We start from the raw sequence: 20,038 nt of genomic DNA on the forward strand, positions 1-20,038 counted from the left end.
TACGCTGCCCCTGTTGTGTTTCTGGCGATGTTGTGTTGATGGAGAACATATGCAAGCCACAACGTTAATAACATTCTTGCTTTTAAGTGCTGTCGTTGCTTTTTGGATAGCCCGCCAGCGTTCCATGGATATGGGGCGTTCACAGGGTGGACTCAGCATTTTGCATTCCCGGCCAAGTTACTACGGATCGCTGGCTGCGATTCTGGCGACGATTCCTTCCCTGATTCTTTTCCTCCTGTGGCAGTCTTTTGAGGGCTCACTGGTGAACACCTTGGTGATGGCCCAGCTCCCCAGCACTTACACCTCCGGTGATACCAACCCTGGTCTGGTTTACAGCCAAATCACCAATATCGCCAATGGCCTGGCAAAGACCGATGATCCCAACCTGACCAATGCCGCGCGGCACTATGATCAACTGATGGATCTGGGGCTGACGTTGCGAACCGTCGTGTTGGTCTCGGTTACCTTGCTGGGGTTAACCCTGGGATGGCGACTGGCTCGCCCGAAAATAAAATCCCGGGTGTATGTCGAGAAGGTGCTGCAGTTTTTCCTTCTGTTCTGCTCGTCCATCGCGATTTTAACGACGGCAGGTATTGTCCTATCGGTGCTGTTTGAAGCCATCCGCTTTTTTAACATGGTCCCAGTTACTGATTTTATCTTCGGTACCCAGTGGTCACCCCAGATTGCATTACGTGCTGACCAGGAAGGGGCAAGTGGTGCATTTGGTGCAATTCCGCTATTTACCGGTACGTTGATGATTTCGTTCATCGCGATGCTGATTGCGGCACCGGTTGGCCTGATGAGCGCGATCTACCTCGCTGAATACGCGTCGCCTAGAGTCAGGAACATTGTTAAACCTGTCCTCGAAGTTCTGGCCGGTATACCTACTGTGGTTTATGGCTTCTTCGCCGCTCTGACGGCTGCGCCACTTATTCGTGATATTGCCCATTCTGTCGGCCTGGAAAGTGCGTCTGCTGAAAGTGCCCTGGCGGCAGGTCTGATAATGGGGATCATGATTATTCCTTTTGTTTCATCGCTTTCTGACGATGTAATCAATGCGGTTCCGCAAGCACTGAGGGACGGCTCGCTGGGTTTAGGGGCAACCCGCTCGGAAACGATTCTCAATGTTGTCATCCCTGCAGCACTGCCGGGTATTGTCGGTGGACTGCTGCTGGCAGTATCCCGTGCGATTGGCGAAACCATGATTGTTGTCATGGCAGCGGGCCTGTCAGCCAACCTGACAGCGAATCCGCTTGAGTCGGTGACGACCGTCACTGTGCAGATTGTGACCTTGCTGGTGGGCGACCAGGAATTTGACAGCCCGAAAACGCTGGCGGCGTTTGCGCTTGGCCTCACGCTGTTTGTGGTCACGCTGGTATTGAACTTCGTCGCGCTGCGCATTGTGAAGAAATATAGGGAACAGTATGACTGATAAACTCAAACAAATGGCGGCCACGAAGCGTGAGCGTGTAAAGGCATCGCTGAAACGCCGGAGAGGGAAGGAAGCCCGTTTTCGCTGGTATGGCATCATTTCTATCTCATTTGCGTTTGCTTTCCTGGCAGTGCTTCTTGTTTCCATCGTGTCTGAAGGGCACACCGCATTTAAGACCACAGAAGTACGGCTTGACGTGACGTTGTCACCAAGTGTGCTTGGTATTCCGGCAGTCAACCCAGGAGAACAGGAACTGTTCAGCGCCAACTACCGTAAGGCGTTGCGTAACTCCCTAAAAGAACTGTTCCCGGAGGTGAAGGACCGTAAAGAACGACGCAAACTCTATGCGGTCATTTCCAATGGCGCAGAATATGATCTGAGGGACAAGGTTCTCAAAGACCCGTCACTGGTTGGAAAGACCATCACTTATTGGGCACTGGCCGGGGACAACTTTAACCAGTTCAACAAGGGCAATATCTCCGCAGCGTTGCCTGAAGATGAACGTCAGTTCAAAAACAACCAGATTGCCTGGTTCGACACACTGGATGATGAAGGCCGCGTCCGTACTGTGTTCAATACCCACTTCTTCACCAATGGGGACAGCCGGGATGCAGAGCTGGCTGGGATCTGGGGGGCAACCGTCGGGTCGTTTTATACCTTGCTGGTAACCCTGATGTTGAGCTTCCCTATTGGTGCCGCAGCGGCTATCTACCTCGAAGAATTTGCACCCAAAAACCGTGTTACCGAGATAATTGAAATCAACATCAACAACCTGGCAGCGGTGCCATCAATAGTGTTTGGTTTGCTGGGTCTTGCCGTTTTCCTCAACTTCTTTGACTTTCCCCGTTCGGCTCCCTTGGTGGGTGGTTTGGTACTTACTTTGATGACGCTCCCGACCATCATCATTTCCAGCCGAGCGGCCATTAAGGCTGTGCCGCCTTCTGTCCGCGATGCTGCGCTTGGTATGGGGGCATCGAAAATGCAGATGGTGCTTCACCATGTTCTCCCGCTGGCGATGCCGGGCATGTTGACGGGAACCATTATTGGTATGGCCCAGGCTCTGGGTGAGACAGCGCCTTTGCTGATGATTGGCATGGTGGCTTTCGTTGTGGATATTCCCGGCGGGCCTATGGATGCCGCCACCGCACTGCCGGTCCAGATTTACCTTTGGGCGGAGAACCCGGAGAAGGGCTTCGTTGAAAATACTTCAGGCGCCATCATGGTACTGCTGGCTTTCCTTGCATTTATGAACGCCTGCGCAGTTGTGTTACGTAAACGGCTGGAGCGCCGTTGGTAAAAAAGGAATTGATTATGACTACGACATTACACTCTGAAAATGGCGTTGGGGCGATTAACCTCGTACAACCTGTTTCCCCTGAACAAACCCAGGCTCCGGCTAAGACGTGCGGTAACCCGTTTGTAGTAGATCCGCGAATGATTGCCCGTGATGTGGGAGTGGATTATGAGTTTGGTACCAAACCGGCACTGAGTGGAATCAGTTTGGATATTGGCAAACGTGAAGTCCTGTCAATGATTGGTCCGTCCGGATGCGGTAAATCAACTTTCCTCCGTTGTCTGAACAGGATGAACGATACGGTAACCGGCTGTATTGTTAACGGGAAAATTGCACTCGATGGCACAAACATCTACGGTGATCAGACTGAAATTGTCGAGCTTCGATCCCGTGTGGGCATGGTTTTCCAACGCCCGAACCCGTTTCCCAAGTCGATTTATGACAATGTTGCATACGGGCCGCGTATTCATGGCTTGGTTGATTCCAGGGCAGATATGGATGAAGTCGTTGAATCATCACTTCGAAAGGCCGGATTGTGGGAAGAAGCCAAGGATCGTTTGGACCAGCCGGCTACCGGATTGTCAGGCGGCCAGCAGCAGCGCCTTTGCATCGCGAGAACCATCGCTATTACGCCGGAAATTATCCTGATGGATGAACCATGTTCTGCGCTGGATCCTATTGCAACGGCAAAAATTGAAGAGCTGATTGCCGAGCTGAAGGAGAGCTTCAGTATTGTTATCGTAACGCACTCAATGCAACAGGCTTCAAGGGTCTCTGACCGTACTGCTTACTTCCATTTGGGACACTTGGTTGAAGTAAACCCAACCAAGCAGGTGTTTGAAGATCCTGAACATCGGCTTACCCGTGATTACATTGGTGGCCGTTTCGGCTAACACTTTTGTATGTGCTAAAACGCCCCAGCCAAAACTGGGGCGTTTTTCCAGGTAAAAGCCCCGTCAAAACCCGTCAGAATCGGTTTTCAGGGTCTGTTCCTTCATATTTGGGCGAGCATGGTCTGTGCGTCACTGACTTCAAAGGATTTTGGTTTTTCTACGTTAAGTATTTTCACTACCCCATCTTCTGCCAACATTGAAAACCGTTGCGAGCGCAAACCACCAAAACGTCCGGTGTCCTGCGCGAGGCCCATGGCATGGCAAAACGATCCATCACCGTCTCCCAGCATGGTTATCGCTTCCGCATTTTGGGAATCGCCCCATGCTTTCATGACAAACGCATCATTTACAGCCAGACAAATTATGGCGTCGACCCCTTTTGCCTGGAATTGGTCTGCAAGCGTAATGTAACCGGGTAAATGGGCTTCTGAACAGGTAGGTGTAAATGCACCGGGAACAGCAAACAGCACAACCCGCTTGTTGTTGAAAAGGTCCTTTGTCGTTAAAGCTGCCATGCCTTCGGCATCAAGGAACTGAAACTCATGGTGGGGTAGGGAGTCTCCGAGAGAAATCATCATGTTTTCCTTCTGACTGGAAATAATCCCAATAAGTTTAGCCTGTGTGTGTTCAGGAAGGGCTCAGCACTTTTCTCTTTTTAGGACACCCAGAGCAGCGAGCTGTTTGTTCAGTTCTTTTTTGTGTGTCCCTGAAGCTGTTTTCTTGCGCTTTTTTATATCTCTGTACTTTGATTTGACACCCTCGCAAGGAAGGTTTCGGTATTGCTTTTCGTAGTCCTCAACACTGGCGGAAACGGCAGAGAAACTGAAAAAAGTCAGCATGAGGCAGAGGGCAAGTTTTCGCGGAAACATGTCAGGCAAATCCATATTGCTTTCAGCGGCTTAATTAGTGACCTGAAATTGTAATATTCGACAGCTCTAATTTCTTGTAAGTAAGACAGGACAAAACAGGAATTTATGATGTGACACTGGTGGAAATGTAACCAGTGGCATTATAAGGATTTTTTATATGTGAAGTGCTTCGAAGGGTTGTCTTACTAACAAGACAAAAAGAAAGCTGAGGTCTGTGGATAACTCTACGCTGTGAGTTATCCACAAAATAGGTGAATAACTTTGGGAGTACTTTTTGTTTAACTTTCTTGAAGCGGGGAAAATCAAGGTGATTAGCTCAAATCGATTTATTCAACACCCTCTGTCAAGAAGAAAATCCTTTTTTTGTATCGCTAATCAAGTTTTCTCTGGATATCGTTAAAAAGCTGGTGAGCCATTCTGATATCGCGGTCTGATAAGCGATTAAGTCCTTCAATTAACCACTCTTTTAGCTTTGTATCACCTTCGGCTACGTTATCCAGGAGATTTCCTGCTTTCTCCCTGAGCGCGGCCAATGAGCGGATGTTGGCTTCAGAATGCGTAAGGCCAATCTGCCTGTTTACATCGGACAGTGCATAACTGTACACCATGACAGCCTGCCCCAGGTTGAGTGATGGATAATCCGCCACCAGAGGTACATAACTGTACAAATCACACAATGAGAGCTCTTCATTGGATAAACCGCTCGCTTCTCGACCAAACAGCAAGGCGATGCGTTGTACGGAGGTTGCCTGTTTTTCCAGTTGGCCGGACAGCTCAGATGGTGAAAGGTAGGTACGGGCACTGCCTCGCTCCCGTGCAGTGGTTCCGATCACCAGGTCAAATTGGGAGCGAAGTGATTCCACATCCGGATAGCAAACGATATTGTCCAGAATGTCATGGGCCCCATGTGCTACCCAGCGTGCTTCCTCTTCTTTGTGAGCCTCTGAATTTACAATAACCAGTTGGGTAAACCCCATGGTTTTAATTGCGCGTGCAGCCGCACCCACATTGGCGGCCCGGGCAGGCTCCACCATCACAAAAGTAATCGACATCTTTATCACTGTAACTGTCTGGCAATGGGCCGGGATTATATACCCAAGCGGTTTCAAGATGAATGCAGGATGATGGAATCGATTGGCTGTGACGGAGGAACACTCTTTGCCGGCTAGAAAGTAATTTCAGTCACAGTGTGCTCAGGTTCAAAATTGCGGATTATTACTAACAGAATGCTTTACCGGAATATGAGTGAAAGAGTATATCTGTCTGGCCCGAACGAGCAGGCAGTTTTCTGATTTCTGCTAAGTTTTTATTTCGGGCTATGCTTGCAGATATGACGTTCCTAAGGAGTGAAAGGCGATTTATGCGTATTGGAATCGATCTTGGTGGCACCAAAATTGAAGTGGTTGTGTTGTCTGACGCGGGTGAAATTTTATTTCGAAAACGCGTTCCAACCCCCAGAGGTGATTATCCAGGGACTATTGCTGCCGTAGCGGGTTTGGTTCGTGAAGCCGAACAGGAAGTCGGTGAAACGTGTACGGTAGGGATGGGGATTCCGGGGACGCTGTCGCCGGTCACCGGATTGGTAAAGAACGCCAATTCAATCTGGCTTAATAACCAGCCTTTTGACAAAGACCTTTCAAAAGAGCTCGATCGCGAAGTTCGGTTGACCAATGACGCAAACTGCCTGGCTGTGTCTGAAGCAACAGATGGTGCCGGTGCCGGCAAGCAATTGGTCTTTGCTGCCATACTGGGTACTGGTTGCGGAGCCGGTGTCGCGATTAACGGGCGAGTACTTAACGGCAAGAATGGTGTGGCCGGGGAGTGGGGGCACAATCCTTTACCATGGCAGGATGACGAAGAGCGTCTCCAGGCGGCGGAAAACCCCTGTTTTTGTGGAAATGAAGGCTGCAATGAGTCCTTTATTTCAGGTACCGGCCTTTGTTATGACTACTTCCGTCATACCGGGGAAAAAATTACCGGGGCAGAGATTTCTGAACGCGCTCAAAATGGAGACGAAGAAGCAGAGGCTGCTATCCAACGCTTTGAACGTCGCGTAGCGAAAGCCCTGTCGATGATTGTGAACATTATGGATCCGGATGTGATCGTACTTGGTGGCGGAGCATCAAACATGAACCGTTTATATACCAACGTACCGCCTCTGATGGCGCAATATGTGGTAGGTCGGGAGTTTGATACCGAAATTAAAAAGGCGGTACATGGCGACTCCAGCGGAGTTCGGGGAGCTGCATGGCTGTGGCCGCAAGAAGACTGACAAACAGTGAAAAGCCCAGCACGCCCAGTCCGTGCTGGGTGCCCTTCAGCCCTGCTTGACCTTTAGCAGGGCCCTCGCAAATTCAGCGAAACCCAAACCACCCGGTTGCTTCGTTACCACTTTAGGAGGTACTTCCAGAATGGGAAGGTAGCGGGAAATATTAGCGACACCGACACTCAGTGGAAACGTGGCAAACATTTGAGCATCGTTTGCAGAGTCACCTGCAAAACACATCTTGGTCGCTATTACACCGTTCAGGTTCTTTCCATCAATAAAGTTCAGGGTTGATGCTTTTTTGCTGTGCTCTCCGTACCATGCGTTGATGTGGATTGAACTGGCAGTCGCATTTGCACCAAGCGCATGGATGTCGTTGAGGATAGCGTCTACGTCCTCCTGTGGTGCCTGAGGGCGGTTCTGGCCTATGTCTATGGCAACTTCACATAAGCGGTAAGGCTGGTCCAGGGTAAACTCATAGCCCGGAAAGCGAGAGAGGATGTCACTGATTTGCTGCTTAAGGATCTGCTGTTCCGTTTGCTGTTGTTCAGGCGACGAGAAATGCCTCCGGGTTAAAGCGCTGCCTTCTCTTTCAAGGGTAAACGCTCCGTTTTCACCCAGGACGGCATCAACCGGCCAAAGTTGGGCAATATGGTCACACCATCCGGCACAAGCCCCTGTTACCGCGACAACTTTTATACCTGCTTGCTGAAGCTCCCCAAGTGCAGCGAGTGTTTCTGGCCACAACTTGCCCTCCCAGGTAAGCGTATCGTCAACGTCGGTGAATACCAATTCAACATCTTTCCATTTATTATCTAGCAGCATATAGCCAGTTATTCCTGATTTGTTGTTAGCGCCGGCCCAGAGTATCAAAAGCAACGCAAAAGGTCGCAGCAGTTGGAACCCAAAACTGGTTCTAAAGCACCTCATGCAAAGTTTATTAGTCGCTAATTCACGCAATATTATGCAATTCATGTTTCATTAATGAGACTTGCCTGCGTCAAAGCTAAAGCTGACTAAAAAGCACATCAAACCAGTGTCATAATTCAATTATATGATAAGTCATCATCAGGTTTGCCCTGAGAGGCTTGGAGAGCACAAAATTAATATAACAAGGTTGGGTGGCGATGAAACTTACAGCGCATAGAGGGGTGAAAAGTCTCGCACCGGAAAATACGCTGTCGGCAGTGAAGAAAGCGGCAGAACTTGGTATCGAATGGATTGAAGTCGATGTTCAGTGTACAGCTGAAGGTGTCGCCGTAGTTTTCCATGACCGGGTGCTGGGTCGTTGTACCGATGGTTCCGGCGTGCTGTCTGAGACACATTGGGAGCAACTGGCGAGGTTGGACGCAGGCAGTTGGTTCGGTGAAGAATATGTTGGTGAAAGGGTCCCGGCGTTTGAACAACTCCTCACACATGCAAGACAACTGGGTCTTGCAGTGAATGTTGAAATCAAGTGTTACCGGGAAACCGACGTAGAGGCGCTTTGTGCTGAAATTATTGCGGTGGTTGAACGTGTCGGATTGCCCGAGAGTCATCTTTTGGTCTCAAGTTTTTCCCGGGAAGCCTTGGCATACTGCATGGAACATATCCCGTCTGTCCGTCGTGGCATTTTGTATGAAACGCTGCCGGAAAACTGGGAAGAAGACTTGCGCCTGCAGCCATACAGCATTCACTGTAACCATGAAACCTTAACCAAGGCACAGGCAGCCGAGGTGAAGGCCAGGGGACTGGAATTGCAATGTTTTACGGTAAACAGCCCGGCAAGGACACTACAGCTCGAGTCATGGGGTGTTGACCGCATTATTACTGACTGCCCCCAAATGCTGGCGCCTGTGCAGGAAAGTTCACTGACAGCCTGAACAACATCTGCAACTACAATACGCCTACAAAATAAAAACGCCGGGATGAAACACCGGCGTTTTCGCATCGGGTGTAGGCAAGACAGGCAATCAGTTTTTGCTCAGTATGTAATGCTCTGCCAGTGGGCCAGAAACTTTGTTACCGTCGCCATCCAATTTGAACAGCTTGTTCTCACCAACAAAAAATTGGTTAGGTGAGCCGACAATTCCACTCAGGGAGATGGTGTTACCTGCCTGGTTCCATGTGAATGTCCCTTTCGACCGGAAAGTGGCGTTTTCTTTGCCAAGATAGGTTTCTTGCATGGTGTAATTACCATCTTTATGCAAGGTAACGGTCGTTTTAATGCCGCTGCAGTCGGCACAAGGGAAGGTTCCAACATAGCTGCCTTCCCAGTCCAATGCGTTCTGGGATGAGTGGGCAGGATCAGTCACGGTCGTAGTTTGGACGGTTGAAGGCTCGGCAGAGGCAGCATCCTTTTCACTGGAAACCTGACATCCTGAAAGCAACAGCAGCGCAGCAGAAGTGGCAATAACGGCAAATTTCATAATGGTTCCTCAGGGTAAACGAAGGCAGGTGAAGTGCCTGAAAACCCCTCCATTATGATGAAAATTCATTCATATGAGTCAAATGCGGGTCATAGTTTTCAGCGGAACTGTCAGGATGCAGTCAGGTTTTTCCACATAAGCCTGCCGTTGAGTTCAAAGGATTTTTCCGGCACACATTGGAGCAATATGTTTTCGACTTTGATCACCGCACCTTCAGAATAGGCTTTTCCATCAAAATAACATACCCGTCCGGTTATCTGGGAAGCATCAACCTGGATTTCAGGTTTGATGGTCATTGAGTTGGTACTTGTTGTTTGAGAAACGGCATTTGTTGAAACGGCGAAAAAGATGAAAAGGAAGGATCTGAATTTCACGGTAAAATCTCCGGCTGGTATGAAACAAGGCTAAACCCGGAGCGTTAGGATAACAAGGAAGAGAAAGGAGAATTTTTGATTATTCCGGGAATTCCTTTTCCCGGCTGCAAGGGTCTTAATCAGACAAACACAAGATGCTGAAGTGCAATGCCTGCGAGGATCAGCAATCCGATAACTACCCACCGGTTGCTGCCAACAAACCACGCTTTATTGTTTTCGTGTTTGGCTCGGATATAAAAACCCAGACCCAGCAAATAGAGCAGTGAAGACATTAACAAGTGCTCAAGGCCGGAAGCGTACAACAACCACAGGCCATAGACGGTAGCAAGGAATCCAATCAGTGCGGTTCCCCGTGCTTTTTCTTCCAGCCCCAGCTTCAACGCATAGGCTCCTACCAATAAGTACGGAACCAGAATCATTTCTGAGGCAATAGCCAGTAAGCTGTCGTAAGTGCCGCCGACGAAGATAACAGCAATTAATGAAACCTGGACGACCAGGTTAGTCAGCATCAGCGATCGGGTAGGGCAGCCCGACTGACTCTGTTCTCCATAACGTGCAGGGAACATCCCTTCTTTTGCCGAAATATAGGGAGCTTCAGACGCCAGGAGTGTCCAGCTCAGAAACGCGCCTCCCACCGAAATGATAAGGCCAAGACCAACAATAATCAGGCCGGGACGACCAAAGATATGCTCAAGTACGACAGCCGCAGACGGGTTTTGCATTGCTGCCAGCGCGGGAGTCTTGATAACGCCCATGGAAAGCAGGGTGACCAGCACATATATGGAGAGTGCGGTTAACAGGCCAATGATGGTAGCCCGTCCGACATCTTTGCGGTTCTTTGCCCGGCTTGATACGACAACCGCCCCTTCAATACCGATGAACACCCATACCGTGACCAGCATGGTGCCTTTTACCTGCTCAATCAGAGACTTGCCAGGGAAGGTTTTCAGCCCACTGAAGTCCCAGAAGAATGTCTGGGTGCTGAATGCGTAAATAAGCCCGCCGATAAGGATCAGCAATGGAATCATCTTGGCGACTGTGGTCACCATATTGATGACTGCTGCGGTCTGGACACCACGATGGACGAGAAGGTGGATGGCCCACACCATAACAGTGGCAGCCGCGACAGAGATAACCGTGTTCCCTTCACCGAAAATAACGTGGTTTGGGGTATCAAAGAACATCCCCAATGTACTGAACACGATAACCAGATAAGAAACGTTGGCCAGTGCCGCACTGAGCCAGTAGCCCCAGGCAGAGAAGAAACCTACCAAGTCTCCAAAGCCGGCTTTTGCGTAGCCAAAGACACCAGTATTGATATCAGGGCGTGCATGGGAAAGAGCCTGAAACGCCAGTGCGAGGAATACCATCCCAACACCGGTAATGATCCAACCGATAGTCACTGCCAGAGGGCTTGCAACTGCCGCCATGTTCTGTGGCAGGCTGAATACGCCTGCGCCAATCATTGAGCCCAGTACCAACGCACTAAGTGCACCCAGGCCAAGTTTATTACTCAAGTTCTCACCAAGAATTGAATGTTCTCGAAGCTGCGCAGTTTACAGCAATAGTCGCCCGAGAAAAAAGCACATCCTTAACGTACAAGAAGAAGTGGTTGTAACATGCACAATGAATGTAAAACTCTTGTGGGGAATGTGAGTCCATGTGGGGAAAATGATTGAAGAAATTTGTCAGTAGGGTTGAAAGAAATCCGGTGTAACTAGCGGAAGGTTACACCGGATGTTTACCTGAATGCAGAGGAAAGTGCAGGTAAAGCGAACAGAAAACTAAAACAGAAAAGACAGAGTCTCGCAAAGAACAAGTGATTGAATAAATTAATGTACAGCTGCCATACGGCTTACCTGGACAAACAGGGTTTCACCATACCGGGAACAGCTTTCACCATGGGCAGCGCCAAATGCGACAACCAGGCTTGATGTTCCTGTTTGGGCAGATTTCTCAACCAGCGTCGCCTGGTCATACTTTTTACCTGAACGGACAACACGCACTTTACTGATGTTGATACCGGCTTTCTCAAGCAAGGCAGTAGTAAAGCGGGGAGATGGGTCAATGATCGTAATCCATTTATTCATGCAATTAGCCTGTTTCATCAGGTTAAGCACACCGGCGTCGCCCATTGCACAGTGCGGAGCGGCCAACATTGGTTTTTGGCTGACCAGCATTTGTGACTGGGATTTAGACATAAAACCAAACTGGTTACTGTCCATCGCAGTATGACCAGAGTAAGCCGATTGTGTTTTAGCACGAAGAGGGAATACGTTCATTGTCCTTTCCTGTTCATCCATTCAGTACTGTATGGTTATACAGTAATTGCGGTTTAACGATATGGCAAGGTGTTTTTGGAGGAATTTGTGATCTTTATCAATAACTGGCGTTGTGCCACCAGAGGGACAGGAAGATGCGGATCCGGGGTCGGCTCTGATAAACTCACGGTCTACAACAAAAGCAAATCAAAAAGGAAGTCACATTTATGGTTCCGGAGTTTTGGCATCAACGCTGGGCAGAAAATCGCATTGGGTTTCACCTCGATGATGTAAACAGCTACCTGAAAAAACACTGGCAGGCACTTGCACCCAAACGGGATGAGCGCGTATTTGTACCGCTCAGCGGAAAATCACTGGATCTTGTATGGCTTGCGCAAAAACACAACGAAGTGGCAGGCGTGGAACTGAGTGAAATTGCCGTCCGGGCTTTCTTTGCCGAGCAACTGTATACCCCAACGGTTTATACCCAACCATCTGGCCATGAAGTGTATGAATTCGACGAAATTACGCTCTACTGTGGTGACTATTTTACGCTGAATGCTCAGCCTTTCTCGTTGGTTTATGATCGCGCAGCTCTGATAGCAATGCCTCCTGAAATGCGTAAAGCCTATGTGGAAAAGCTGCGAAGCATGCTTCTGCCGGGTGCCCGAATAATGCTGGTGACCCTGGACTATCCTCAGCATGAGGGGAGTGGCCCCCCATTTGCTGTGCCAGAAAGTGAAGTGCGAGAACTCTTTGCCGGAATGGAGATAACCTGCCTGGAACGTAATGAAGAAGATGCCAAGCAGCCGAGGAACATGAAGTACAGCCATTTTGCTGAGGAAGTGTGGCTGATCAAGAACCCGGAGTGAGGCCGTATCGAATTTAAGGCAGGATAGCTGCTCGGGAAAAAAAGAAGGCAGCCAACCGGCTGCCTTCTCTGAGTATGGTAGAAAAACCTTTAGAATTCGATATCGACCTTACTCGCACTGCTTACCGCCTTGGCAACAGCGGCGTCGGTAGTTGCTGCGCGGGCAAGTGCAACGCCGAGTCGGCGGCGGCCATCAATGTCCGGCTTGCCGAACAGGCGAAGCTGGGTACCCGGTTCCTGCAGGGCAAGCTCCAGTCCGGAGAATTTAATATCCGTACTGGTTCCTTCGCCAAGAATAACGGCAGATGCAGAAGGGCCGTGCTGGATAATCATGCCAATTGGCAAGCCAAGGAATGCGCGTACATGGAGTGCAAACTCAGATTGCTCCTGCGAAATCAGGGTTACCATACCGGTGTCGTGTGGGCGAGGTGAAACTTCGCTGAAAATAACTTCATCACCTTTTATAAACAGCTCCACACCAAACAGGCCGTAACCACCCAGTGCTTTTACTACCCTGGCAGCGATGACTTTTGCGCGGTCAAGCGCAAGCGCACTCATAGCCTGTGGCTGCCATGATTCGCGGTAGTCACCGTCTTCCTGACGGTGGCCAATAGGTGCACAGAAGTGGATACCGTCTTTCGCAGAAACGGTCAGTAAGGTGATTTCAAAATCAAAATCGACAAAACCCTCAACAATGACCTTTCCTTTTCCGGCACGACCACCCTCTTGCGCATATTCCCAGGAAGCGGTTATGTCTTCTTCACTTCGGACGACGCTCTGGCCTTTGCCTGAGGAGCTCATTACCGGCTTAACGACACAAGGGTAACCGATAGAATCTACGGCAGCGCGGAAATCCTGTTCGTTATCTGCAAACTGGTAGGGTGAAGTGGTAACCCCCAACTCCTCCGCAGCCAGACGGCGGATACCTTCACGATCCATGGTTAGGCGGGTAGCGCGGGCAGAAGGGACAACGTTAAAGCCTTCTTCTTCAAGCTGTACCAGGCGGTCAGTCGCAATGGCTTCGATTTCCGGAACAATATAGTCCGGCTTTTCATTGCGAATAACTTCTTCAAGCGAATCGCCATCCAGCATGCTGATAACGTGGCTTCGATGGGCTACCTGCATGGCCGGTGCATCGGCGTAACGGTCTACGGCGATCACTTCCAACCCGAGCCGCTGGCACTCGATGGCGACTTCTTTCCCCAACTCACCTGAACCTAACAGCATCACTTTGGTTGCACTCTGGCGCGTAGCAGTACCTGGCATTTTCGTCTTCCTTTGGTCAAATTGCTGGGGCAATCATACCGAATTTGTTTCATTGCGCAATCGTTTGCTTTTCCTTTTCGGCAAAACAGTGATCCAGTGTTCCGATCGGCAAAGATGTACAGTATGGAAAGGGATATTTGCGAACAGAAATGAGAGGTCGGGAAGAGCCACCTGAATACCAGGTGGCCGTAACAGCGTTATTTCCGGCGGGTTTCCCAGTGGGTAATAAAAGCCACAGAGGCAATGATGATCGCTGCACCCAACCACAACCTGCCAGGTGGCAGCCAGCCAAATACCATCCAGCCGCAAAGCACGTTAAGCGGAAGTTTCGCGTGGTCAAACGGCTGGACAAAGGAGGCTTCTGCCACCGCGTAAGCCTTGGCGATGGCCCAGTTAGCAAGGCCTGTGAACAATCCGGCAGCAACCAGCATACCCCAAGCCAGTCCGCCACTTGGCATGGTCCAGTCTGTTGCAGCCAGCAACAGGTTAAACGGTGTAATCAGAAGAAGGAGATACACTACCATGGTGGTTGGGCTGTCATCAGAAGAGAGCTTCTTCACCATCAATGAATAGCTTGCCCAGAAAAAAGCCGCCCCGACAGGCAACAGTGTCGCGAGGTTAAAATCTTCAGCCCAGGGTTCGAGAATGATCATCGCACCAACAAATCCGGCCAGGGTTGCTATCCACCGTGCGGGGCCAACTTTCTCACCAAGGAAAAGCCCGCTGCCGACAGTGGCAAACAGTGGTGATGTCATCAACAAGGCAATGCCCTGCCAGATAGGAACTGGATAAGCCAGAGCCCAAAGCCAGAGCTGGATTCCGATTACAGAAAGGAAGACCCGCAGGCAGTGCATCCCGAAATGACGGGTGTGCAGGGCTTTACGCCAGCCAATTTGCTGAAGCCACGGAAACATGGCTACAAGAGCAATGAGATACTGGATAAGAGCAACCGTGGTTGACGGGACGCCCATTTTAAAACTGACATATTGCGCCAGGCTGTTGACCACAGCAAAGCTCATGCCCGCAGTCAGCATCCATGATGCACCTAGAACCGGCTGGTGTTTCGTTGTCATATATAGCAAACAAAAAGAGAAAAGTTTGGCGATGATACAACAGCCGCCGCTGATATGGCACCGATCAGGCGTTTAAGTGGCGTTTTTTGCCGCTTTTTAGCAAACAAGTAAAAAAGCCGGGAAAACCCGACTTTTTGTATTGTTTTTCTTTGTAAACGACTAGCTGCCTCAGATGGCGAGGTAGTGCAGTACTAAATCCGGGTTCAGTGTTTCCAGCGTCCCCTGTGTTTCCTGCAAATGGCTGACTGGGCTGTCTGCAATTTCAATCAGGGCCGCTTCTTCTACATCGGTAAGCTTTTCGCCGGCCATGTTCATGGCAATCAAGGCTACTTGTAGCGGTGGAAGGCTTGGATTAAACGCCGCATTTTCAGCATACATGCCGTGGTAAACCTGTCCGCTTTTGCTGCGAAGCGCGACACCGCTAATATTTTTGGAATAGGGGGCATGACTGCGGTTAAGTGCATAAAGTGCTTCATGTACCAGAGCTTCTTCACTTTCTACATTCAAACCGTGGTTAACCGGGGTTAACAACCCGTCCTTAATCCCGAGATTTGCCGGGCCAAATGCTTCAGGCAGGTAATCGTGCAAAGATTTTTCTGCAACATCAGGGAGCTGGATACGCAGGTTTTCAGCACCGGCCAGTTCATTCATAAACTGGCGGCAGTGACCGCAAGGGCTGTAGTTGATAGTGATATCCTTCAACTCCGACTCTCCTTTCACCCAGGCATGACTGATAGCGCACTGCTCAGCGTGAATAGTCTGGCCTAGTTGGGTACCGGAGAACTCCATGTTTGCACCGAAATACAGCCTTCCGCTTAATCCACGGGCAATAGCACCAACATAAAAATTTGAGATGGGTGCATGGGAATAAGCTGCAGCAACCGGTAGGAGTGCCAAGCGAAGTGCTTTGTCATCCAGCCCTGATTTATCCATTAGTTCTTGAAACTGTTCAGGGGTTAGAGATGCATCAAAATCATTGTTACTGATGACAGGCATCAGCAGTTCTGCCAGTTGTTCTGGCATCGAGTTCAGTGCGGCTTCAAAACGTGCGCGCATATTCACTCCGGTATCCGACTATTGGAAGAGTATTTTGTGGTGATTTATAACAAATAAAAGTGATATTGATCACTATTAAGTTTAGTTGATTGCACCTATTACATATTTGAGAGTGCTATCACACAGATTATACGTATGAAACTGGTGGGTTTTTAGTCAGAAGGAGGGTCCCTGATACCGGAAAGAAAGAGAGAGGAAACTTCCGGAATATCAGGGACAGGGGGAACTGTTGTGTCTGGCCGGGTTACTGCCCGTAAAAATGCATGATGGTTTTGAATACCACAGGTGCAAGCACAGAGGTAAAGACGCCACAAATCACCAGGGCAAGTGAGCTCATCGCGCCTTCAGTAACATCCATCTCCGAAGCTTTTGCTGTTCCAAGGGCATGGGATACGCTGCCGAGTGCCAACCCTTTAGCCATGGGGCAGGAGATTCCAAGGTACTTTAAGATCGGGTACCCCAGAATGGCACCGAAAAGTCCCGCCATGACAACCAATGCTGCAGAAACTGAGGGCAAACCGCCCAGTTGGCCAGCGGTAACAATAGCAAACGGCGTTGATACTGATTTAGGTAATATCGTTGCAGCAACCTGAGGGCTGGCCCCCAGAGCCAGTGCCAACCCGGCACCCAGAACCATTGAGAGCAAACTGGCAACAAGACAGCTGACAATGATTTTATGCCAGTGCTTACGAATAAGGCCCATTTGTTCATACAGAGGGTACGCAAGTGCAACAACTGCCGGTTGCAACAGGTAATTAATCCATTTGTTCTGCTCAAAATAGGTGGTGTAAGGAACGTTCATCACAAGCAAAACAGGGATCAGGAACAGCAATGAAAGCAACAGGGGGTTGCACAACGGGTGTTTGGCCCGGATGGCAATCTGCTGCGCAACAAGGAAAACCACAATAGTGGCAACAAGCCACATAACACTTACTCTCCGGCCTTTACGGCTTCTACTGGCTGCGTTTCCTTGTTGCGTTGGGTGCGGTCAAGGGAAACGGACAGCGTAACAAAAACTAATAATGTGCTTAACAGCGTACCCGCCAGAATAGGCAGGGCTTGCTGACCGATAATGTCAAAATTATTCATGATGCCGACAGAAGCCGGAATGAAAAGCAGAGCCATGTATCGGATTAAAAAACGCGCACCACTTTCAACCCAACGTGCAGGAACCAGGTTCGTTGCAAGCAGGAAGAAGAGAATGGCCATGCCAATAATACTGCCGGGTAGAGGCAGATGAAGACCTTCCTCCAGCGCGATACCCGCCAGGGTGCAAAGGCCAATAATCGCGAAAGCGATAACGTGTTTCACAGAAAAAACTCCCATCGGTCGATAGGATTCATCATACAAATAAAGTGTGATGGAGTCCACACAATATCAGGTGAATTTCAGGACGCCAGATACCGGGTGATCGGAGAACAAAACCGCAACAAAAGTTACATTGTCACCAGTCCAATGGTTGTCAAAACCAAGACGGACAGGGCGAGAATGGCATATGCCCGGAAAGACATTGCAATTGATGGGCGCTCCGGCACAGATTCCGGGGCGACGGATTCCTGTTCAACAACAGGGAGGTTTTTGGGAGAAACCGGTACTTCCTCAGATTCTGTCACGCAAAAAGTAGAATCGGGCAGTGATATCCGGTAACCGTATCCACCTACGACAGAGATGGGTAACCGGCTGTTGTCGTCTCCCTGCTTAGAAAGAAGAGACGAGAGGATAGTGAGTGCATCGTTGTCGGTTTCACCTTTACGGCGGACGACACGTTGAATAGCGGCCAGAGAAATAACTTCGCCTGCATGATGGCAAAGCAATTCCAGCACCCTGGCTTCATTGGGTGAGAGTGAAAGAGAAGGTTGGTTTTCCCATTGTAAAGTGCGCGCTTCAGGGCTGAACTCGACAAGGGAAAATCGATAGCAACGGCTTACACTTTTTGTTTCCATCTATATTCCCCCTAAACCACCATACTGCATGCAAGGAACGAGGTACCAATCGGTACTTTGGAAGCGGGTTCGCACCTTGTCTAATTAAAGTGTGGATGGAATCGGGGGTTTCGCAAGGAAAAGTCAGCCATCCGGCCACCCGATAAGGAGGCCGGTGCATAATAGGTATTAATTAACCATTTGTTCTATATAGAGATATAGATGTTTAAGGATGGCCAGTTTTTTTTCATTCCCCTCATTTTCTTCAACGAGGCGCTCAAAATTAGCCATATAAGCAGGAAGGTTATTTTCAAAATAGTCACGACGGTGCATCAGCCACTTACGATGTTCGTCGTCAGTCAGTGTGCTTGGGAAGTGGCGGGCACGGTAGCGGAACAACAGACGGTTGATACGCTCATCGGATACCTGGATATCCAGTGCGGCTAAGTTTTCCGGCGCGGTCTGGCGAATAATATCCATCGCGCTGCGGTCTGCCTGTGAAAAGAAGCCGTTGTAAAGGGCTGTATCGACATTGCTGTTGTCGAACTCGCGTCCTTCATCCGTAAACACATCAATCAGCTTTTCACGCAGGGACGGAGCAGCCTGGAGCTTTTTCAGGTTCAGCAGGCACTGTTCGCGATTGATACCGATACGCGCAGCATCTTCCGCACGGAGCGTTTTAGCGGTGGCAAGAACCGGGCATTTGTTCAGGTGTACCAGTTTAATAGGGGCAGGAAGTTCATCCGGTGCCAGGTCATCCCGGCGGGTATACAGGCGTTCGCGAAGGGCTTCTGCATCCAGCTCAAACAGCGGGGCGGGATCTAAAGCCAGATCAATGGTGATCACCGCATTTTTGTTAGTCGGGTGCCAGGCAACCGGCACAATCCAACTGGTGTTCCCACGGTCAGTGCCGAACATGCCGGATACATGCACCAGCGGTGTCATGTTGACGATATCCACCAGATGAGTCAGCTTGTTTTTATTCCGGTGCTCAAGCAGGTAACTGAACAGCCTTGGCTGCGCTTGCTTCAACACTTTGGCAATACCGATAGTGGCGTAAACATCTGCCATTGCATCGTGCGCATTGCTGTGTTCAATACCGTTCTCAACCGAAAGCCTTTCAAGCTTGAAAGAAATCCTGCCTTCATCATCTACCGGCCAGTTAATACCGTCCGGGCGCAGTGCATAGGCGGCGCGCATCACATCGAGCAAATCCCAGCGTGAATTGCCGTTTTGCCAGCTCCAGCCATACGGGTCAAAGAAGTTGCGGTAAAGGGTATAGCGGGTCACTTCGTCATCGAAGCGAACGTTGTTATAGCCAACCACACAGGTGCCCGGTTGGGAGAACGCTTCATGGATACGGGCAATAAACTCCGGTTCAGGCAGCCCTTTCGCCATGGCAGTTTGTGGCGTGATGCCGGTAATCAGGCAGGCTTCCGGTTGGGGGAGATAGTCATCAGTCGGCTTACAGAAGAGCACAAGCGGCTCGCCAATGATGTTCAGCTCACTGTCGGTGCGGATACCGGCAAACTGACACGGCCTGTCCAGCGAGGGACTGGTTCCGAAGGTCTCAAAATCGTAGAAGAAAAACGTCGGCTGGTTGTTGGCGTCGCTCATAACTCGTTTTTATGTTTGCGCGTAAAGTCAGGATGATACCAGATGCAAGGGGCCAGGGCGTGGTGATCTTTCGCATTTTCTGGTGTGGCAGAGGTTATGAACCTGGTGAGAGCTTTATTGATTACCGGTTTTGATAAGCAAGAGAGGTCGTGTGGCTTTTTTTAGATGACTATCAGTCAGTTGCACGAAAACCACATTGTGGTGAGAATGCTGGATTAAATATCATGTTGAAATTAAGAAACTAAAAGAGAAACTAAAAGGACAGATACCTTAACACCTTAAAAAGTGAAGCAATCTAAAAGAACAGACACCCTAACGCCTTAATATTTGGGAATTTGTCATTTTTACTAATTGATGTGAGCCTGCAGAGATGGCTGGCACATAAAAACCGCTTAAGTCGACAGCTAACGCTAGGCACATTGCGATAGGCGATTAT

General features: G+C 49.7%; 20 protein-coding genes. 6 read left to right on the plus strand and 14 right to left on the minus strand.

Features of this window, described 5'->3' with window-relative positions; translation table 11 throughout:
- The first annotated feature begins 49 nt into the window (after positions 1-49).
- From pstC to pstB, 3 genes are all read left to right on the plus strand, one after another.
- Positions 50-1,432, plus strand: coding sequence for a phosphate ABC transporter permease subunit PstC (gene pstC / locus NF212_RS08130; RefSeq protein ID WP_434360492.1), 1,383 nt, complete (start codon positions 50-52; stop codon positions 1,430-1,432).
- The gene (gene pstA, locus NF212_RS08135) at positions 1,425-2,729 is read left to right on the plus strand and encodes a phosphate ABC transporter permease PstA (RefSeq protein ID WP_434360494.1); all 1,305 of its coding nucleotides are present in this window, start codon (positions 1,425-1,427) and stop codon (positions 2,727-2,729) included. Before pstC ends, pstA begins: the two co-directional genes overlap by 8 nt.
- Positions 2,730-2,866: 137 nt before the next feature.
- A complete protein-coding gene (gene pstB / locus NF212_RS08140; RefSeq protein WP_434360855.1) occupies positions 2,867-3,619 on the plus strand; it encodes a phosphate ABC transporter ATP-binding protein PstB in 753 nt (250 codons plus the stop codon).
- A 101-nt stretch (positions 3,620-3,720) separates the two neighbouring features.
- On the opposite strand, the gene NF212_RS08145 is transcribed toward pstB, so the two are convergent.
- Both NF212_RS08145 and NF212_RS08150 read right to left on the minus strand, forming a co-directional pair.
- A complete protein-coding gene (locus NF212_RS08145; RefSeq protein WP_434360856.1) occupies positions 3,721-4,194 on the minus strand; it encodes a peroxiredoxin in 474 nt (157 codons plus the stop codon).
- Positions 4,195-4,859: 665 nt separating this feature from the next.
- Positions 4,860-5,540, minus strand: a complete 681-nt coding sequence (locus NF212_RS08150) for a tRNA/rRNA methyltransferase (RefSeq protein ID WP_434360496.1) — start codon at positions 5,538-5,540, stop codon at positions 4,860-4,862.
- 308 nt (positions 5,541-5,848) lie between these two features.
- Here NF212_RS08150 and mak point away from each other — a divergent pair, with 308 nt between their 5' ends.
- Positions 5,849-6,760, plus strand: a complete 912-nt coding sequence (mak, locus tag NF212_RS08155; RefSeq protein WP_434360498.1) for a fructokinase — start codon at positions 5,849-5,851, stop codon at positions 6,758-6,760.
- Between the two features lie 45 nt (positions 6,761-6,805).
- Here the strand turns inward: mak and NF212_RS08160 are convergent, their stop codons facing one another.
- Positions 6,806-7,579 carry an HAD-IIB family hydrolase gene (locus NF212_RS08160; protein WP_434360500.1) on the minus strand — a complete coding sequence of 258 codons (774 nt, stop codon included), beginning with the start codon at positions 7,577-7,579 and terminating at the stop codon, positions 6,806-6,808.
- Positions 7,580-7,881: 302 nt separating this feature from the next.
- Between NF212_RS08160 and NF212_RS08165 the strand changes: the two genes are divergently transcribed.
- Complete coding sequence (locus NF212_RS08165) at positions 7,882-8,616, plus strand: glycerophosphoryl diester phosphodiesterase (protein ID WP_434360502.1); 735 nt, start codon at positions 7,882-7,884, stop codon at positions 8,614-8,616.
- A gap of 90 nt (positions 8,617-8,706) precedes the next feature.
- Here the strand turns inward: NF212_RS08165 and NF212_RS08170 are convergent, their stop codons facing one another.
- The 4 genes from NF212_RS08170 to NF212_RS08185 form a co-directional block, all read right to left on the minus strand.
- Positions 8,707-9,162 (minus strand): copper resistance protein NlpE, encoded by a 456-nt coding sequence (locus NF212_RS08170; RefSeq protein WP_434360504.1) that lies wholly within the window; start codon positions 9,160-9,162, stop codon positions 8,707-8,709.
- A 110-nt stretch (positions 9,163-9,272) separates the two neighbouring features.
- Positions 9,273-9,536 carry a DUF1496 domain-containing protein gene (locus tag NF212_RS08175; RefSeq protein WP_434360506.1) on the minus strand — a complete coding sequence of 88 codons (264 nt, stop codon included), beginning with the start codon at positions 9,534-9,536 and terminating at the stop codon, positions 9,273-9,275.
- Positions 9,537-9,655: 119 nt separating this feature from the next.
- Positions 9,656-11,053 (minus strand): basic amino acid/polyamine antiporter, encoded by a 1,398-nt coding sequence (locus NF212_RS08180; RefSeq protein WP_434360508.1) that lies wholly within the window; start codon positions 11,051-11,053, stop codon positions 9,656-9,658.
- Positions 11,054-11,368: 315 nt separating this feature from the next.
- Complete coding sequence (locus tag NF212_RS08185) at positions 11,369-11,818, minus strand: hypothetical protein (protein WP_434360510.1); 450 nt, start codon at positions 11,816-11,818, stop codon at positions 11,369-11,371.
- Between the two features lie 206 nt (positions 11,819-12,024).
- On the opposite strand from NF212_RS08185, the gene NF212_RS08190 reads away from it, so the two are divergent.
- Entirely contained in the window at positions 12,025-12,669 is a 645-nt protein-coding gene (locus NF212_RS08190) for a thiopurine S-methyltransferase (RefSeq protein WP_434360512.1), read from the plus strand.
- Between the two features lie 89 nt (positions 12,670-12,758).
- Here NF212_RS08190 and purT read toward each other — a convergent pair whose 3' ends face one another.
- The 7 genes from purT to sbcB all read right to left on the minus strand — a co-directional run bounded on the left by purT (position 12,759) and on the right by sbcB (position 19,602).
- Positions 12,759-13,934 carry a formate-dependent phosphoribosylglycinamide formyltransferase gene (gene purT, locus NF212_RS08195; protein ID WP_434360514.1) on the minus strand — a complete coding sequence of 392 codons (1,176 nt, stop codon included), beginning with the start codon at positions 13,932-13,934 and terminating at the stop codon, positions 12,759-12,761.
- Between the two features lie 197 nt (positions 13,935-14,131).
- On the minus strand, positions 14,132-15,007 hold the full coding sequence (locus tag NF212_RS08200; RefSeq protein WP_434360516.1) for a DMT family transporter: 876 nt from the start codon (positions 15,005-15,007) through the stop codon (positions 14,132-14,134).
- Positions 15,008-15,175: 168 nt separating this feature from the next.
- Positions 15,176-16,063 carry a cytidine deaminase gene (gene cdd / locus NF212_RS08205; protein WP_434360518.1) on the minus strand — a complete coding sequence of 296 codons (888 nt, stop codon included), beginning with the start codon at positions 16,061-16,063 and terminating at the stop codon, positions 15,176-15,178.
- A gap of 244 nt (positions 16,064-16,307) precedes the next feature.
- Positions 16,308-16,988 (minus strand): LrgB family protein, encoded by a 681-nt coding sequence (locus NF212_RS08210; RefSeq protein WP_434360520.1) that lies wholly within the window; start codon positions 16,986-16,988, stop codon positions 16,308-16,310.
- A 5-nt stretch (positions 16,989-16,993) separates the two neighbouring features.
- Positions 16,994-17,374 carry a CidA/LrgA family protein gene (locus tag NF212_RS08215; RefSeq protein WP_434360522.1) on the minus strand — a complete coding sequence of 127 codons (381 nt, stop codon included), beginning with the start codon at positions 17,372-17,374 and terminating at the stop codon, positions 16,994-16,996.
- Positions 17,375-17,499: 125 nt separating this feature from the next.
- Complete coding sequence (locus NF212_RS08220) at positions 17,500-18,006, minus strand: winged helix-turn-helix domain-containing protein (protein ID WP_434360524.1); 507 nt, start codon at positions 18,004-18,006, stop codon at positions 17,500-17,502.
- 168 nt (positions 18,007-18,174) lie between these two features.
- A complete protein-coding gene (sbcB, locus tag NF212_RS08225) occupies positions 18,175-19,602 on the minus strand; it encodes an exodeoxyribonuclease I (RefSeq protein ID WP_434360526.1) in 1,428 nt (475 codons plus the stop codon).
- Positions 19,603-20,038 lie beyond the last annotated feature (436 nt).

Origin of the sequence: Parasalinivibrio latis, assembly GCF_036825535.1 — a bacterium.
GTDB lineage: Bacteria > Pseudomonadota > Gammaproteobacteria > Enterobacterales > Vibrionaceae > Parasalinivibrio > Parasalinivibrio latis.

Coding starts and splice junctions, on each gene's coding strand:
- sbcB (WP_434360526.1), bottom strand. CDS start 19,602: ATGAGCGACGCCAACAACCAGCCGACGTTTTTCTTCTACGATTTTGAG.
- NF212_RS08160 (WP_434360500.1), bottom strand. CDS start 7,579: ATGCTGCTAGATAATAAATGGAAAGATGTTGAATTGGTATTCACCGAC.
- NF212_RS08145 (WP_434360856.1), bottom strand. CDS start 4,194: ATGATTTCTCTCGGAGACTCCCTACCCCACCATGAGTTTCAGTTCCTT.
- NF212_RS08220 (WP_434360524.1), bottom strand. CDS start 18,006: ATGGAAACAAAAAGTGTAAGCCGTTGCTATCGATTTTCCCTTGTCGAG.
- pstC (WP_434360492.1), top strand. CDS start 50: ATGCAAGCCACAACGTTAATAACATTCTTGCTTTTAAGTGCTGTCGTT.
- pstA (WP_434360494.1), top strand. CDS start 1,425: ATGACTGATAAACTCAAACAAATGGCGGCCACGAAGCGTGAGCGTGTA.
- NF212_RS08170 (WP_434360504.1), bottom strand. CDS start 9,162: ATGAAATTTGCCGTTATTGCCACTTCTGCTGCGCTGCTGTTGCTTTCA.
- cdd (WP_434360518.1), bottom strand. CDS start 16,063: ATGCGCGCACGTTTTGAAGCCGCACTGAACTCGATGCCAGAACAACTG.
- NF212_RS08190 (WP_434360512.1), top strand. CDS start 12,025: ATGGTTCCGGAGTTTTGGCATCAACGCTGGGCAGAAAATCGCATTGGG.
- NF212_RS08200 (WP_434360516.1), bottom strand. CDS start 15,007: ATGACAACGAAACACCAGCCGGTTCTAGGTGCATCATGGATGCTGACT.
- NF212_RS08210 (WP_434360520.1), bottom strand. CDS start 16,988: ATGTGGCTTGTTGCCACTATTGTGGTTTTCCTTGTTGCGCAGCAGATT.
- mak (WP_434360498.1), top strand. CDS start 5,849: ATGCGTATTGGAATCGATCTTGGTGGCACCAAAATTGAAGTGGTTGTG.
- NF212_RS08165 (WP_434360502.1), top strand. CDS start 7,882: ATGAAACTTACAGCGCATAGAGGGGTGAAAAGTCTCGCACCGGAAAAT.
- pstB (WP_434360855.1), top strand. CDS start 2,867: ATGATTGCCCGTGATGTGGGAGTGGATTATGAGTTTGGTACCAAACCG.
- purT (WP_434360514.1), bottom strand. CDS start 13,934: ATGCCAGGTACTGCTACGCGCCAGAGTGCAACCAAAGTGATGCTGTTA.
- NF212_RS08150 (WP_434360496.1), bottom strand. CDS start 5,540: ATGTCGATTACTTTTGTGATGGTGGAGCCTGCCCGGGCCGCCAATGTG.
- NF212_RS08185 (WP_434360510.1), bottom strand. CDS start 11,818: ATGAACGTATTCCCTCTTCGTGCTAAAACACAATCGGCTTACTCTGGT.